Source organism: Pseudomonas sp. DC1.2 (assembly GCF_034351645.1).
Lineage (GTDB): Bacteria > Pseudomonadota > Gammaproteobacteria > Pseudomonadales > Pseudomonadaceae > Aquipseudomonas.
This window is the reverse complement of record NZ_CP133782.1, coordinates 2,635,267-2,650,513: the sequence shown is the minus strand read 5'-3', so window position 1 is coordinate 2,650,513 and position 15,247 is coordinate 2,635,267. Positions and strand designations below refer to the sequence as shown.

Here is a 15,247-nt window from a genome sequence, read left to right as displayed (position 1 = left end):
AAAAAGTTTCAAGCGGCCAAGGATATACGCCCTGACGCGCCTAAGAGCAAAACCCTTACACAATTTCACACAGCGCCTACAAAGCTTCACCGCTACCCTCGTGCCCTCCCCGTAGGATGCCGGGGTCATTATTGGGGTATTCACATGTCAAATAATCTGCTGGCCACGCTCAGCCTGTTTGCACTGGCCTTGACGCTGAGCGGGTGTGACAAGTCCACGACGACCGACGCGCAGGCACCGCTGGCCGCCGTGCGCATCGAGACCATCGAAGCCCGACCGCTGTCGATCAACAGCGAGCTGAGCGGGCGAATTGCCGCACCGCGCATTGCCGAAGTGCGCGCCCGAGTACCGGGTGTGGTCTTGCAGCGCACGTTCCGTGAAGGCAGCGACGTGAATAAAGGCGATGTGTTATTTCGCATCGATCCGGCGCCGTTCAAAGCGGACCTCGACAGTGCCGAAGCGGCGTTGCGCAAGGCTGAGGCCAACGCGTTCCAGGCCAAATTGCAGGAACGGCGCTATGCCCAGTTGATCGAAGGCAATGCCATTAGTGGCCAGGACTATGACAACGCCCAGGCCAGTGCCCGGCAGACCGCCGCTGACGTTGCCGCCAACAAGGCAGCCGTCGCGCGGGCAAAGTTGAGCCTTGGTTACGCCACTGTCACTGCGCCGATCTCCGGGCGCATCGGGCGGGCGCTCGTCACCGAGGGTGCATTGGTCGGGCAGAGCGAAACCACGCCGCTGGCAGTGATTCAGCAGTTAAATCCGATCCACGCCGACCTCACCCAATCGACCCGCGAGCTCAACGAACTGCGTCGGGCCTTCCGTTCCGGGCAGTTGCAGCAGGTCGGCCAGGATCAGGTCAAAGCCACGCTGATTCAGGACGATGACAGCCTCTACCCACTGCCGGGCAAGCTGTTGTTTGCGGATATCAGCGTCGATCCGGGCACGGGTCAGATCATCCTGCGCAGTGAATTCCCCAACCCGGACCTCGATTTACTGCCCGGCAGCTTTGTTCGCGTGCGCCTGGAGCAAGCGTTGAACCAGCAAGGCATCAGCGTGCCGCAACGGGCCATCCAACGTGACAGTGCCGGCATTGCTCATGTGTTGACGATCGACAGCGAGCGCCGTGTCGGCCAGCAGCCCGTGCAATTGGGCGCCGTGCAGAACGATCGCTGGATCGTCACCGGCGGCCTCAAGCCCGGTGATCGCATCATCATTGAAGGCCTGCAACACACCAAGCCCGGCGAAAAAGTCCAGGTCGATAACACCCCTCTTCCACTTGCCCAGGTTTCTGGTCAGTAAGCAGGACGTTTTTTATGCCGCAGTTCTTTATCGACCGCCCGGTGTTTGCCTGGGTGGTTGCGCTGTTCATCCTGCTGGCGGGGGCCTTGGCCATTCCACAGTTACCGGTGGCGCAATACCCGGTGGTCGCGCCGCCGCAAATCGAAATCTACGCCGTGTACCCCGGCGCGTCAGCACAAACACTGGACGAGAGCGTGGTCAGTCTGATTGAGGAAGAACTCAACGGCGCTGATCACCTGCTGTACTTCGAGTCACAAAGCAGCCTCGGCAGCGCCACCATCACCGCCACCTTCCAGCCGGGGACAAACCCGGAAATGGCCCAGGTGGATGTGCAGAACCGCCTGAAAATGGTCGAATCGCGCCTGCCTCAAGCGGTCACGCAACAGGGTCTACAAGTCGAGAAGGTCTCTTCCGGTTTCCTGTTGCTGATCACGTTGACGTCCACCGACGGCAAGCTCGATGCCGTGTCGCTGAGCGATTACCTGGCGCGCAACGTGATGAACGAAATAAAGCGCCTGGACGGGGTCGGCAAAGCCCAACTGTATGGCGCCGAGCGGGCAATGCGGGTCTGGATCGATCCGCAGAAACTAATCGGTTTCAACCTGACCCCGGCCGATGTCAACGCCGCCATCGTCGCCCAGAACGCGCAGGTGGCAGCGGGCAGCATCGGCGACCTGCCGACGCGCACCACCCAGGAAATTACCGCGACCATTCTGGTCAAAGGCCAACTGTCGACGCCCGAAGAGTTCGCCGACATTGTGCTCAAGGCTAATCCAGATGGCTCGACGGTGCGCATCGGCGATGTAGCGCGGGTTGAAATTGGCAGCCAGCAATATCAGTTTTCCACTCGCCTGAACGGCAACCCATCGACGGCCGTCAGCGTGCAACTGGCACCCGGTGCCAACGCGCTGAGCACCGCGACGCGGGTCAAAGCGAAAATGGATGAACTTTCGCGCTACTTCCCCGCTGGCGTGGAGTACAAAATTCCGTATGACACGTCGCCGTTCGTCAAGGTCTCGATCACCAAAGTGATTTACACCCTCGGCGAAGCGATGCTGCTGGTGTTTGCGGTGATGTACCTGTTCCTGCAAAACGTCCGCTACACGCTGATACCAACGCTGGTGGTGCCCGTGGCCCTGATGGGCACCTTTGCGACCATGTTGGCGCTGGGGTTCTCCATCAACGTGCTGACCATGTTCGGCATGGTACTGGCCATCGGCATTCTGGTGGACGACGCCATTGTGGTGGTCGAAAACGTAGAACGGATCATGGTCACCGAGGGCCTGTCGCCCAAGGAGGCGACGCGCAAAGCCATGACCCAGATCACTGGAGCGATCATCGGCATCACCCTGGTGCTGGTGGCGGTGTTTATTCCGATGGCGTTCATGCAGGGTTCAGTCGGGGTGATCTACCAACAATTCTCACTGTCCATGGCCACCTCGATTCTGTTTTCAGCATTCCTAGCCCTGACCTTGACCCCGGCGCTGTGCGCCACGTTGCTAAAGCCGATTGCCAAGGGAGAACATCACGAAAAAAGCGGTTTTTTCGGCTGGTTCAACCGGCGCTTTGAACAGCTGACTGTGCGCTATCAAGGCTGGGTTGCCTACGCGCTGAAACGCAGCACCCGCTACCTATTGATCTACGGCGTGCTGCTAATTGTGTTGGGCGTTTGTTTCAGCCGCTTGCCCTCCTCGTTCCTGCCGGTGGAGGACCAGGGTTACACCATCACCGACATCCAGTTGCCACCCGGTGCGAGCAAGAACCGCACAGTGCAGGTGGTTGAGCAGATCGAAGCGCACAACGCCACGGAACCGGGCGTCGGCAACACCACGGTGATTCTCGGTTTCAGCTTCTCCGGCAGCGGCCAGAACGCAGCGTTGGCCTTCACCACGCTGGAGGACTGGTCGAAACGCGGCAGTGCTGACTCGGCGAGTTCGATTGCCGACCGCGCCAACCTCGCGTTCAGTCAGATCAAGGACGCGGTGGCCTTCTCGGTGCTACCGCCACCCATTGATGGTCTGGGCACCTCCAGTGGCTTTGAGTTCCGCTTGCAGGATCGCGGCGGCCTCGGCCACGCCGCGCTGATGCAGGCCCGTGAGCAACTACTGGCCGCGGCCGAGAAAAGCCCAATCCTGATCAATGTGCGCGAAAGTGCCTTGGCCGAAGCGCCCCAGGTACAGCTCGAAGTGGACCGCAAGCAGGCCAACGCGCTGGGCATTTCTTTTGCCGATATTGGCAGCGTCCTGTCCACCGCTGTCGGTTCGGCCTACATCAATGACTTCCCCAACCAGGGCCGGATGCAGCGAGTGGTGGTCCAGGCTGAAGGCGACCAACGCAGTCAGGTCGCGGACCTGTTGAAGATTCACGTGCGTAACAACGCCGGGAACATGGTGCCGCTGTCGGCCTTCGTCCAAGCCAAATGGACCCAGGGCCCAGCGCAACTGACCCGTTACAACGGCTACCCGGCGATTAGCATTTCCGGCGAACCGGCACCCGGTCACAGCACGGGCGAAGCCATGGCGGAAATTGAACGGCTGGTCGCCCAAGGCCCGCCGGGCCTGGGTCAGGAGTGGACCGGGTTGTCATTGCAGGAGCGCCTGTCGGGCAGTCAGGCGCCGATTCTGCTCGGCTTGTCGCTGCTGATCGTGTTCCTGTGCCTGGCGGCGCTGTATGAGAGTTGGTCGATTCCGACCTCGGTGCTGCTGGTGGTGCCCCTCGGCGTGCTCGGCGCCGTGCTGGCGGTAACCCTGCGCGGGATGCCAAACGATGTGTTCTTCAAGGTCGGGCTGATTACCATCATCGGGCTGTCGGCGAAAAACGCGATTCTGATCATAGAATTCGCCAAGAGCCTCTACGACGAAGGCCACGACCTGATCGACGCCACCTTGCAAGCCGCGCGCCTGCGATTGCGGCCGATTGTGATGACGTCGCTGGCCTTCATCCTTGGCGTGGTGCCGCTGGCAATCGCCACCGGGGCCAGTTCGGCGAGCCAGCAAGCCATCGGCACCGGGGTGATCGGCGGGATGATTACCGCGACATTGGCGGTGCTGTTTGTGCCGGTGTTTTTTGTGGTGGTGATGAAACTGGTGCGCAAGCGCCATAAAGCGTTGTAAACCATACCTGCGCCTGTGGGTGCCAGCGTGCCCGCGATGGGGACGTAACAATCAACATTCACGTTGACTGTTACACGGCTATTGCGAGTAGGCGGCTCCCACCGGGCATCTCACAAGTTTCAGCTGGGTGGTCACAACGCATCGTGCTGGGCTAATGTGTTGCAAAGTCCTGACCCCTCGAGCCTCCATGTCCCTCCTCGCCCGCACCCACCCTCGCCTCTCGGCCGCCGCCGCACTCGGCATCGCCGTCGGCATTCTGGCCCCGGCCGATTCGATCATCAGCAAAATCCTCATCGGCTGGAACGCCGGGGTCTGGACGTACCTGGTTTTGATGCTTTGGCTCATCACACGCGCCAAGGCCACGGACGTGAAGCGAATCGCTGAGATCGAAGACGAAAACGCCGGGCTAGTGCTGTTCGTGGTGAGCATTGCGGCGATTGCCAGCCTGGCGACCATCACCTTCGAACTGGCTGGCACCAAAGATCTGGACACTTCGCGCAAGCTGCTGCATTACGCCTTTACCGCCGCGACGGTGATTGGCTCGTGGCTGCTGATCGGGGTGATTTTCAGTGTGCATTACGCCCGTTTGTTTTACACCTGGGACGGCAAGGAGCCGGCGCTGCGGTTTGCCGAGGGCCTGACAACCCCCAACTACTGGGACTTTCTGTACTTCTCGTTCACCATCGGCGTCGCGGTGCAGACGGCGGATGTCGGCGTGGCCACCCGCTCCCTGCGCAAGATTGTGTTGGCGCAATCGCTGATCGGTTTTGTGTTCAACACGGCAATTCTCGGATTTTCGATCAACATCGCGGCGGGACTGTTCGGTTAGTGGCTGCATAAGCGTTCCAGGCCGCTTGCAGGTTGCAGGCGTCTATTTAATCGCACAACTGGATCAACCTGGCCTACCAGACCTTGCACGGCGGCGAGTTGAAAATTGTCCGCCAGAGCGCCCGCTCCGAAGTTCTGTTGCCCTCAATGCACAGAGATTCTTCAACTACAGCATGGGTTTATTGTTGCTCGCTGCTGTTCGGCTACCTCAGGCGTCACTGCCTAAGTCAACGCTATAATCCGGCGTCAGTTAATTCAATAACTCGATGCTCTTGCCGACACACTTCGCGCCCACTGTAAACTGTTAGATCTTACAGTTTACAAGCCACCCTGATTGGCGCTTCTATTGTTCATCCAGAATTAAGGTCAACGTAGACGGCCTTTGGATACCCTACTTAAAGTATCGGAGAGCCTCCACATGAATATAATTGTGAAAACCCTTAGCTTCGCCCCCGGCGAACACTTTCGTACCTCCAGCAGCTCTATTGAGTTCCCGGAATTCATTGCGACGTCGGCTTTTTTCATCACTAATGACGCCATCCACCTCACACAATTGACCGCCGTAGAGCGTCCTGTTCTGCTGACTCGTCAGGGAGTCACTATCGCCGTCAGGGAAATTGCTATTTCCCTTCCTGATTCACTGGCTTCAGCCACTTACCCAGTGGGCGGCGAGTCTGACGTTTCGTTCAGCATGAACGTTGACGGGGCTATCTCTGAGGCGATCTCAGGCACTGTCACTTTGGACCCACCACTGGACGGCAAATTGGGTGGCAGCTTCAACGTCACTGTTGATATTAATGGGCGGGGGGATAAGAACGGCATTATTAAAGGCGATTTCAAACTCAAATTACCAATACGTTGAGCAGATGCCGAAATAAAAAAGGGAAGTTAATACTTCCCTTTTTTATAGCCTCTGTCTCGTCCTGAATAACGCTTACACCTTTTTAGCTAATGACAGGACTGGACACCTCTTAAAAACGCATATGGACACCCATGTTTAAGCCATAGTCTTTCGTCACACCATCGCCCTTGCTGGTATCGACTTCCGCATGAAGTTGCCAGCGGTCGTTCAGCGTCCAGGAAACGCCGGCGCCCAGTTCAACACGATTGCCGGACAAGTCATTATTGAACGTGTTGTCGTTGACGCGAACTTCGTTATTTCTTGCGAACTCACGTACCGCGGCGACCGTCAGGTGAGGTTGAAGTTTGCTTCCATTGGCCAGGGTCATACTGCGTCCCGCATTGATGCCCGCTTTCCCGAGCATGGACCGAGTGGTATCGGCATCCGCACGCAGGCCATTGTCGAGGCTGTAGCCCTTGCCCTGCACAGCGGCTAGCTGCCATTGGGTGAATGGCTCAATGTAATAATCAGAGTTCAGCTCAATGTGTTTACCGAATTCCACCGATGCACTTGCGCCCAGGTTGTTGTAATTACCCTTGGTTTGGGTGCCGTCGCTCAACGCGACCTTCGCTTCGTTGCGGAAACGGTTGAGCTTGGCCAACGTATCCAGGTAGTAACCACTGTCACCCAGCCAGGTGCCGTACACACCGAGCGATGTACTGCCGATCTCCGCTGAGCTGCCACGGCTCAAATCCAGATTGGATTTGCTATAGCCGACAAATGTACCGAGCAACACCCGCTCGCCAGCGATCTGCACCGGCGTATCAACCCCCATCGAAATGCCGGCCTGGGTTTGACTATAACCACCACCATAGGCGTTACCGCCAATGCTGTAGCGACTGCCAAAACTGCGAACCCAGCCACCGGTCTGCCCGCCATTGACCCGCAGGTCGCCCATACGGTTGTTCAACGTGGCCATTTCGCCGTAGATCAAGGTCGGGGCCGTGCCAAATATCGCTAAAACCGAACGGGTCGGAGTGCTGACAACCTCCCTGTCGGATTGCAAATACCAATCCTCCCCCTTCTTGACCAGACCATAGGTGAACGCACCTACGTCGACCGGGCCGTTGACCAGCCCAAACTGGGCACTACCGCCTGCGGTTTGTACGACTTTGATTGGCACGTCGCTCGTCGGATCGGCACCACTGCTCGCCACTAGCAACTGATGACTGCCTGATGCGCTGCCCGTGACGTTCAACAGATCCGTGATGCGTTGGTTGAAGTCGGTATTCATCTCGAACGTGCCATTACCGGACAGATTCGCGACGTTTAACTGAAAATATTCCTGATTGCTGCCAAGCCGCACTCGGCCGCCATCAAGCGTGAGGTTGTTGACTGACTGGTTGTCAGTCATTTGCCACAAAGCCTGGTTGCTGATGGAAAAATTGGCAACGTTATTGACCTGGCCAGTCAAACTCGCACCATTGTCCAGCGTCAGGCTGGAGGCCGAACCCGACGCTGCTGTGACGTTGCCGGTCATGCTGCTCAGATGGTTGAGCGTCGCGCTGCCAATGTCTTGCAGGTTTCCCGTCAGCGTCGAGCCGTTGTCGATCAAAACACTGTTCGCCCCCAGTACATTGCCCCGCATCTGGGCCTGATTGTTGAGCGTGGCGGTGTTGACGTTTTGCATGTCACCGGTAAGCGATGCGTTATTTTGCAAAGTCACACTACCGGAACTGCCCTGATCGACCACGACATTGCCCGTCAAGGCACTGTTATCGACCAGCAGCGTCGCCGAAGCACCGTTACTGACTTGCACCACTGTGTTGTTGCCGCTGACCAATGTCGAGCCGTTGCGAACCTCGATATTGGCGCGCGCCTGAGTGGTTTGGGGAGCGTAGCCAACAATGATGCTAGAACCTGTCGTGCCCTCCACTCGGGTGCCATCCAGGATGATGGAGCTTGGGGTAACGTTTGCGGCCGCTGTATCGTTGCCAACGATAATACCGTTCTGCCCACCGATGATGCTGCTGCCGCTGGCAGTCAGGGAGCCTTCAAGCAAACGCACGCCGAAACTCGTCGCGCCGGTGCCCTGCACTGTGGAGTTTTGAATGGAGATATCACTGAAACGGTTGCCTGCAACGCCTCCAAGCAGACCGCGCGCCATACTGTTGTTGCTCAAGCTGATCCGCGAGCCGCCAGGGCTCTGTACATTTCGCAGGCCCGCTATACCGATGCCGGCGTTACTAATCACGGTGGTGTTGTTTAGCAATGCCGTAGCACTGCTCAAAGTAATACCTTGTCCCGACGCAGAGTTAACTGCCGAGCCGGTCAGGTTAACGGTGCTGCCAGCCGCGGCGGTGATTTGCAATGTTTGGGCGTTAGTGCCCGTCAGTAACGCGTTGTTTTGCAGTTGCCAGGTTTCCACCGGAGTTGAAGCGTCAATGGTCTGCGAAGTATTGGGCGGTAAATTAGCCGCCTGGACAATAGAGGCAGTAAAAAGTACGACAATGGACGCAACAAGTGCATCGCCCCCTACCTTGGAAACTTGGATTAATCTAGACGACATAGCAACTTCCTGCGCGAATGCGTCTCGGATAGAGGTTAACTCCAAAGACGCTTAGTGAATGAGCCAAACTTGTAAACGGCCGCCATACTAAGATCTGCCTTCTTCATACGCTGTAGGACATATCCCTTATTGCGTGCGATTTTTCTGATAGCTTCTTAGGAAATAGTGCTTTTTATGCCGAATTAAAATTCCCGTCCAATGGGAACAATAAAGACATTGTTCCCATTGGCGGGAAATCAGGTTTCCAGTCAAATCAAGGCGTTGGTTCCGGACGCTCCTGCTCGCAATACACCAGGCTGGAGTTCAACAGTGAAACCGTTAGAGTGACGACTGCCGTAACACCATTGGCCGTGTACGCAATGCGTGCGAATCGATTGGCTGGACGCTGTGGAGGGATCCCCGTAGGCGGCAACTGGATAAGTCGGATCCTGGGATAATCCGTGAGAAAGACCTCCAGATCTCCCGTCGCCGGCATGTTCTGCGTTACGGTCATTTCAGTGCCAGTAATCAGCGCACCGGTCAAGGTATCTGTCGTGCGCCCTTCAAACGCGACCGTCACGGGTGTCCCAGTCGGAATATTGATGTCGCGGCGGATTCTGATACGCAGTCGGCGCGGCAGATAGGGTGGAGCGGCTCCACCTACCACAGCAGGATGATTCAGGGATGGACAGTTGACCAAAGTAGCGATTCGCTCAGGTACGAGGATAGGCGTCTGGCCAGGAACAACCAACATGTACGCCGAAACAATCACCTGCGGTACCGGCAAGTTGATGACGATCGCCGTGACGTTCACATTGGTATCCGGCGTCTGCCGCATCACGTTGTTGCCCCCCGGCAACTCGATGGTTACATAGGCCTTTCTTGCATTAACGCCCGTGCCATTACCCTCATCGCGGATGGTCTGCCATGGCAGCGGACAGGTCACAGGGGTGGTTTGCCCGGCCGTTGGGCTGCGAACGCCCACTTGCTTGCCTTGGTAATAAAACGTATAGATTTCGCGCCCGGTAACCGGCCGCTCTGGGGTGGAAATGAGCGGGGCCTGCATTTGTGCATCCAGGCCTGCCTGCTCTGGCCCCAGCGTATTCGGAGGCGGAGTTGCAGTGCCTGCTCCCTGCACGATAACCGTCGGTATGTTCGGGTTTTGGAGGTCCGGCAAGTTTGGCTGTTCGGGGCCGGCGTAAGAGAAGTCAACCAGTCCGAATGCCGATCTTGAAGTAGGATTGGGCGTAATAGAGCTGCGCGCCAGCTCATACCAGTATTCGAACTGAACTTCGTCCTGGCCATCGTCGCCGTCGAAGACCTCATTCATTTTGTCGTAGCCCAGCTCGAAGCGCATTACGGTGGCGCCGCCGGGGGCGGGAACCGGTTGCTCCGGCAACGACACTTGGTTGGAGGTGTTCACGCTCTGCATGTAAGGGATGATGCGATCACCGGGCAACCAGGTGCCATGAATATCAATTTCCATCACTGCGCGCGAGGGCGGCGGAGCGCCTACGGTCGAGAGCATAATGGGAGTATTGCCATCTGTCCCGGTCACCGGAATCCTGGGTAGGCCGAGTACGGGGGCTGGCGCTTTGGTCACTTGAAACACGGGGGTGATCAGAGAGTTGTTGCTGATATTTCCAGGGCCATCCCTGAGGTCGTAGGCAATAAAATGATTGCCATCGATCAACAACCTGAGGAAGGCCAGGGGCACGTTGACAATACCACCGGCATTTAATGGCCCTGCATAGGCCGGTGTTTCAGCGCGCATGAGCGAGTAAGTCGTTTGTCGGGAAATATAGACCGTCGCTTGATCCACGCCCGCTTCAAACTTTGTATAAGCCGTCGAGAGGACCAGGTTTAAACCACCCGCGTTGGCAGGGTCATTAAGCCAGGCATCATTAATGACGGTGGGCACTGGCGGTGTGCTGGCTAGCCGGGGTGGCGGCCGGGCTCCCGTGCGATTGCCAGTTCCCGGCTGCCGCTGCCATGGCGCTGTCAGATCGACAAAAATAACGGCGTGTGGGCTTGATGTGTCGGGGTTGCCACTGGGTTCATAAACAACAAACGCCAGTTCGCGTCCCACATAGTTACCCGCTGCATCAAACACATCGAAGAGCCCCCTGACATCGACGGTGAACACCAGGGGGAAACTCCACACGCCTCCTGGTTCGGTTGCCTTATCCTTGCTGGCAACAACGAAAAGTTCAGACTCAGGGATCGGAGACCCACCTATTGCAAACATTTGAAGTTCTACACGTGTTGAGTCATCGTCTGCGATATTTGATAGTGTAACTTCTATCGTGCCATCTTCTCTCAGTTGCTTATAGGTCAGACGGCCATCAGCCAGATTACCTATGACTTGCGGCTGTTCCGCGAGAACGCCAATATCATTCAATTTCTGATTCATTTGAGTGTCTCCATCGATGATTTTATTGCCGATCTGTACAGGCGTTTATTTCATGGAGAACTGCGCAACTTCAAACTGCATGCTCCGAGAGCTGAATAGTTATTCAGCACCCTGTACAACACTCGGCATGGATGTCGTGCAAGGGTTGTAAGGTATAAATGTTCACGCGTATTTACGTGTCTATTTACTTGCGTTGCCCAATTGTTCAGGGGTAAGGATCAAAGCTCGCATCACACAACCCTTCCCCTGAAATTTTACGATCAATTCGTACCGTGTCTGCTCGTGAACGGCCCAGCGGGACGCCGCCTCGGTACACCGTATAAAAGGCTTGTGCTGAACCGAACGTAATGGGCTCGATGTATTGAATGTACTTGTCGCTACCCACTACAAAAATGAAACCGGTAAGAGAGCTGGCCTCTGCCTGGGTCAAAAATTTGGAAAACCGTCCCGCAGTGCCCGCAATGGGGTCGGTACCGTTGAGGTTTCTGAAACCCTGCCAATCCAGAATTAATTCGTCATTGACCTCAAAGCGTCCGGGTTGAGCAGGCACCTGCAGTAGCACCCGATCCCATAGACGAGGCACCACTCTGCAGTTCAGATAGCCCCAGATTTCAAAATCATCGTTATGTGACGACTCCACTATAAATTGCGGTGCCAGCAGATTGACCACAACGGGAGGACTGACGGTGAACCGTTGTGGCGCGGACGAGTCGTCATTCTGGTTATCACCCAGCGTCACGCGATATCTCAATTGGATTTGACCGGCACGCTGCAAGTATTGAGCAGACAAATCAATCGATGAGGGAAACTCGACCGGTACAGAAAACAGATTGCTGTAGAACAGGACTTCCGCCGTGGCACCAGGTTCGAGCGCCCATATTTCCAGCAGATCGCTGCTTCCAGCGATGGTGGAGGGAGCCCAGGGTGGAATCCTCAGTATCGCGCCGGTGGTAGAGGCTCCCGCAGGAATCAGTTGCAGCGGATCGCCAGGATCGACGCCATCTATCGTCAGCGGAAATGCCAGCACGCCGACGCCGGATGACATTGCAGCGCTGCTTGAGTCTTCTTTAGAAACCATCTGCCTCACTCCGTCACGTCGGCTTTTTTGCGTGTATTTAAAGCCTTTTTTTTCTGTTCCTCAGTTAGGAAATTAGACGGTCAAACGCAGAGGCTGCCTACTGTCAGATCTGACAGATTTCCTGACCGCTTGTCGGTTTTCGCGGCGTTTTTGAGTAAATCTATGCAAAAGCAGGCTTGACGCAGCGCTGCCTTGTGAGGTTTTCTGAAACCGGTTTCAGCCCCATACAAACTGAAACTCAAATAATTCCAATAACAAGGTCGCCCCGCCGTGAACGATTTCTCCGCCGCCCAGCGCAGCCGCGTCACCATGCTCGATGTCGCCGAACACGCCGGCGTGTCCAAGGCCAGCGTCTCGCGCTTTATCGGCGACGACCGCGCCCTGCTCTCCGACAACACTGCCTTGCGCATCGAACAAGCCATCAGCGAATTGGGCTACCGCCCCAACCAAATGGCCCGTGGTCTTAAACGCGGGCGAACCCGCCTGATCGGCATGCTGGTGGCCGATATCCGTAACCCTTATTCGATTGCCGTGATGCATGGCGTGGAAACCGCTTGCCGCCAGCACGGCTACAGCCTGGTGGTGTGCAACACCGACCGCGATGACGAGCAGGAGCGTCAGCACCTGGCGTTGCTGCGTTCGTACAACATCGAAGGTCTGATCGTGAATACCCTGGGCCATCACCGTGATGAGCTGCGGGAGCTGCATCGGGAAATGCCGTTGGTGCTGGTGGATCGCAAGGTTGAGCAGCTCGAGAGCGATTTGGTCGGGCTGGATAATCCGGCCGCCATCGAGATGGCCCTTGCCCACCTTGAAGAGCGCGGCTACCGCGATGTGTTGCTGGTGACTGAGCCGTTCGACGGCACCAGTTCGCGGGTTGAGCGGGTGAGCAGTTTCAAGGCACAGATCGATCAGCGTGCGGCGCTGCAAGGTGCTGTGGTCGAAACTGGCAGCGACCTGACGTCACGTTTGAAAACCTTCCTCGACACACCCGGCCCTGGGCCGAAAGCGCTGTTCTGCGCCAACGGGATTGCGGCGTTGGCCAGTACCCATTCGTTGCGCGAGCTGAAGTGCAACCTGTTTGAGGAGATTGGGCTGATCGCGCTCGATGATCTCGATTGGTATCCGTTGGTAGGCAGCGGGATTACTGCCCTTGCCCAGCCGACGGCGGAGATTGGTGCGAGTGCGTTTGAGTGCTTGCTCAAGCGGTTGCGCGGGGATACCGGGCCGGTGCGGATGTTGGATTTTTCGCCGCGGCTGGTGGTGCGCGGATCAACATTCGGAGTGCAGGGTTGATCGCTCTGAGACCTTCGCGGCCCTCAAGAACACCTTACTCATTGATCCCTTTTTTCGAACAAAAATGAAACCGGTTTCAGAGGTAAATAACAATGAATAAAGCCCCCGTTTCTATCAGCCTGTCCAGCTACGGCGCCGATCTTGTTCGCCAACGCGGCCAAGGCAGTTTCATCGACGTATTGGCCGCCGCTGGCGCCACGCGTATCGAATGGCGCGAAGAATTGTTGACGGTTGAAGACCCGACGCAACTGGCTGACGCCACTCAGGCTCAAGGCTTGGAAAGCATCTATTCCTCGCCCATCGAGCTGTGGCGCGCCGGTCAATCGAAACCCAATCCCGAGCTGGCCATAACCCTGCAACGGGCCCAGACATTCGGCGCTAAATGGCTGAAAGTCTCCCTCGGCTATTTCACCGACAACAACGATCTCCAGGCATTGGCGCGGCAACTGAGCCAGAGCCCGGTGCAACTGCTGGTGGAAAACGACCAAACGTTGCACGGCGGGCGTATCGAACCGTTCCAGCGTTTCTTCAATGACGTCGAGCAGCACCGCCTGCCGATCAAAATGACCTTCGACATCGGCAACTGGCAATGGCAGGACCAGTCCGCCGCCAGCGCTGCGCGGTTGCTCGGGCGGCATGTCGGTTACGTGCATTGCAAAGCCGTAGTCCGCCGGACCGACGGTAAATGGGTGGCAATACCGCCCGGCGCCGCCGACCTGCATTTATGGGAACAACTGCTGCGTCACATGGCCCAAGGCGTCATGCGGGCGGCGGAATATCCGCTGCAAGGCGATGACCTGGTGCAACTGACCACAGAACATGTCGCCACCCTCGCCCGCCTCGGTCAATCACGGTTGGAGAGCACGCATGTCTGAGATCGATATTCTGTCGTTCGGCGAAACCATGGCGATGTTCGTTGCCGAGCAAAACGGCGACCTGGCCGACGTCGGCCATTTTCATAAACGCATTGCCGGGGCCGACAGCAACGTCGCTATCGGCTTGTCGCGGCTCGGGTTCAAGGTTGCCTGGCTCAGCCGGGTCGGCGCTGATTCCTTGGGTCGATTTGTGATCGATACGCTGGAGCAAGAAGGCCTGGATTGCCGCCATGTCGAGATCGACCCGGCGCACCCCACCGGTTTTCAGCTCAAGTCGCGTGCCGATGATGGCAGCGACCCGGTGGTCGAGTATTTCCGACGTGGTTCGGCAGCCAGTCATTTGTCGGTGCAGTCGATTACCACGCAATTGCTCAGTGCTCGGCACTTGCACACCACCGGCATTGCGCCGGCACTGTCGGTCAGCGCTCGGGAATTGTCGTTCGAGTTGATGACCCGCATGCGTGCGGCCGGTCGTAGCGTGTCTTTCGACCCGAACCTGCGCCCGAGCCTATGGGCCAGTGAGCACCAGATGATCAACGAGATCAATCGCCTCGCGGCCCTCGCCCACTGGGTGCTGCCGGGCTTGAGTGAAGGCCGTTTGCTCACCGGCTTCGACGATCCGGCTGACATTGCAGCGTTTTACCTCGACCTTGGCGTCGAAGCGGTGGCGATAAAGCTCGGGCCGCACGGCGCCTACTACCGCACGCAATTGGATCGAGGGTTTGTGGCCGGTGTGCCGGTTACCAACGTAGTCGACACCGTCGGTGCTGGCGACGGCTTTGCCGTCGGCATGATCAGCGCCCTGCTGGAAAACCACAGCTTTGCCGACGCCGTGCAGCGGGCCAACTGGATTGGTAGCCGAGCGGTGCAAAGTCGAGGGGATATGGAGGGGTTGCCGACCCGAGCCCAATTGCAAGCTTCTATACCCGAGTATGCCTAGAGGCATTCCCACG

At 57.3% G+C, this 15,247-nt stretch carries 10 protein-coding genes; 7 read left to right on the top strand and 3 right to left on the bottom strand.

What is annotated here, in order from left to right; all coding sequences use genetic code 11:
* Positions 1 to 144: 144 nt before the first annotated feature.
* The 4 genes from RHM68_RS12075 (at position 145) to RHM68_RS12060 (ending at position 6,105) form a co-directional block, all read left to right on the top strand.
* On the top strand, positions 145 to 1,302 hold the full coding sequence (locus RHM68_RS12075) for an efflux RND transporter periplasmic adaptor subunit (RefSeq protein ID WP_322223229.1): 1,158 nt from the start codon (positions 145 to 147) through the stop codon (positions 1,300 to 1,302).
* A gap of 14 nt (positions 1,303 to 1,316) precedes the next feature.
* On the top strand, positions 1,317 to 4,415 hold the full coding sequence (locus RHM68_RS12070; protein ID WP_322223228.1) for an efflux RND transporter permease subunit: 3,099 nt from the start codon (positions 1,317 to 1,319) through the stop codon (positions 4,413 to 4,415).
* A 187-nt stretch (positions 4,416 to 4,602) separates the two neighbouring features.
* A complete protein-coding gene (locus RHM68_RS12065; protein ID WP_322223227.1) occupies positions 4,603 to 5,244 on the top strand; it encodes a DUF1345 domain-containing protein in 642 nt (213 codons plus the stop codon).
* A gap of 417 nt (positions 5,245 to 5,661) precedes the next feature.
* Positions 5,662 to 6,105, top strand: coding sequence for a hypothetical protein (locus RHM68_RS12060; protein ID WP_322223226.1), 444 nt, complete (start codon positions 5,662 to 5,664; stop codon positions 6,103 to 6,105).
* A 109-nt stretch (positions 6,106 to 6,214) separates the two neighbouring features.
* Here the strand turns inward: RHM68_RS12060 and RHM68_RS12055 are convergent, their stop codons facing one another.
* The 3 genes from RHM68_RS12055 to RHM68_RS12045 all read right to left on the bottom strand — a co-directional run bounded on the left by RHM68_RS12055 (position 6,215) and on the right by RHM68_RS12045 (position 12,123).
* Positions 6,215 to 8,653 (bottom strand): autotransporter outer membrane beta-barrel domain-containing protein, encoded by a 2,439-nt coding sequence (locus RHM68_RS12055; RefSeq protein WP_322223225.1) that lies wholly within the window; start codon positions 8,651 to 8,653, stop codon positions 6,215 to 6,217.
* A gap of 253 nt (positions 8,654 to 8,906) precedes the next feature.
* Complete coding sequence (locus tag RHM68_RS12050) at positions 8,907 to 11,045, bottom strand: hypothetical protein (RefSeq protein WP_322223224.1); 2,139 nt, start codon at positions 11,043 to 11,045, stop codon at positions 8,907 to 8,909.
* Between the two features lie 205 nt (positions 11,046 to 11,250).
* Positions 11,251 to 12,123 carry a hypothetical protein gene (locus RHM68_RS12045; protein ID WP_322223223.1) on the bottom strand — a complete coding sequence of 291 codons (873 nt, stop codon included), beginning with the start codon at positions 12,121 to 12,123 and terminating at the stop codon, positions 11,251 to 11,253.
* A 270-nt stretch (positions 12,124 to 12,393) separates the two neighbouring features.
* On the opposite strand from RHM68_RS12045, the gene RHM68_RS12040 reads away from it, so the two are divergent.
* From RHM68_RS12040 to RHM68_RS12030, 3 genes are all read left to right on the top strand, one after another.
* Positions 12,394 to 13,419, top strand: a complete 1,026-nt coding sequence (locus RHM68_RS12040; protein ID WP_322223222.1) for a LacI family DNA-binding transcriptional regulator — start codon at positions 12,394 to 12,396, stop codon at positions 13,417 to 13,419.
* A 92-nt stretch (positions 13,420 to 13,511) separates the two neighbouring features.
* Positions 13,512 to 14,294 (top strand): AP endonuclease, encoded by a 783-nt coding sequence (locus tag RHM68_RS12035; protein WP_322223221.1) that lies wholly within the window; start codon positions 13,512 to 13,514, stop codon positions 14,292 to 14,294.
* A complete protein-coding gene (locus RHM68_RS12030; protein ID WP_322223220.1) occupies positions 14,287 to 15,234 on the top strand; it encodes a sugar kinase in 948 nt (315 codons plus the stop codon). Before RHM68_RS12035 ends, RHM68_RS12030 begins: the two co-directional genes overlap by 8 nt.
* Positions 15,235 to 15,247 lie beyond the last annotated feature (13 nt).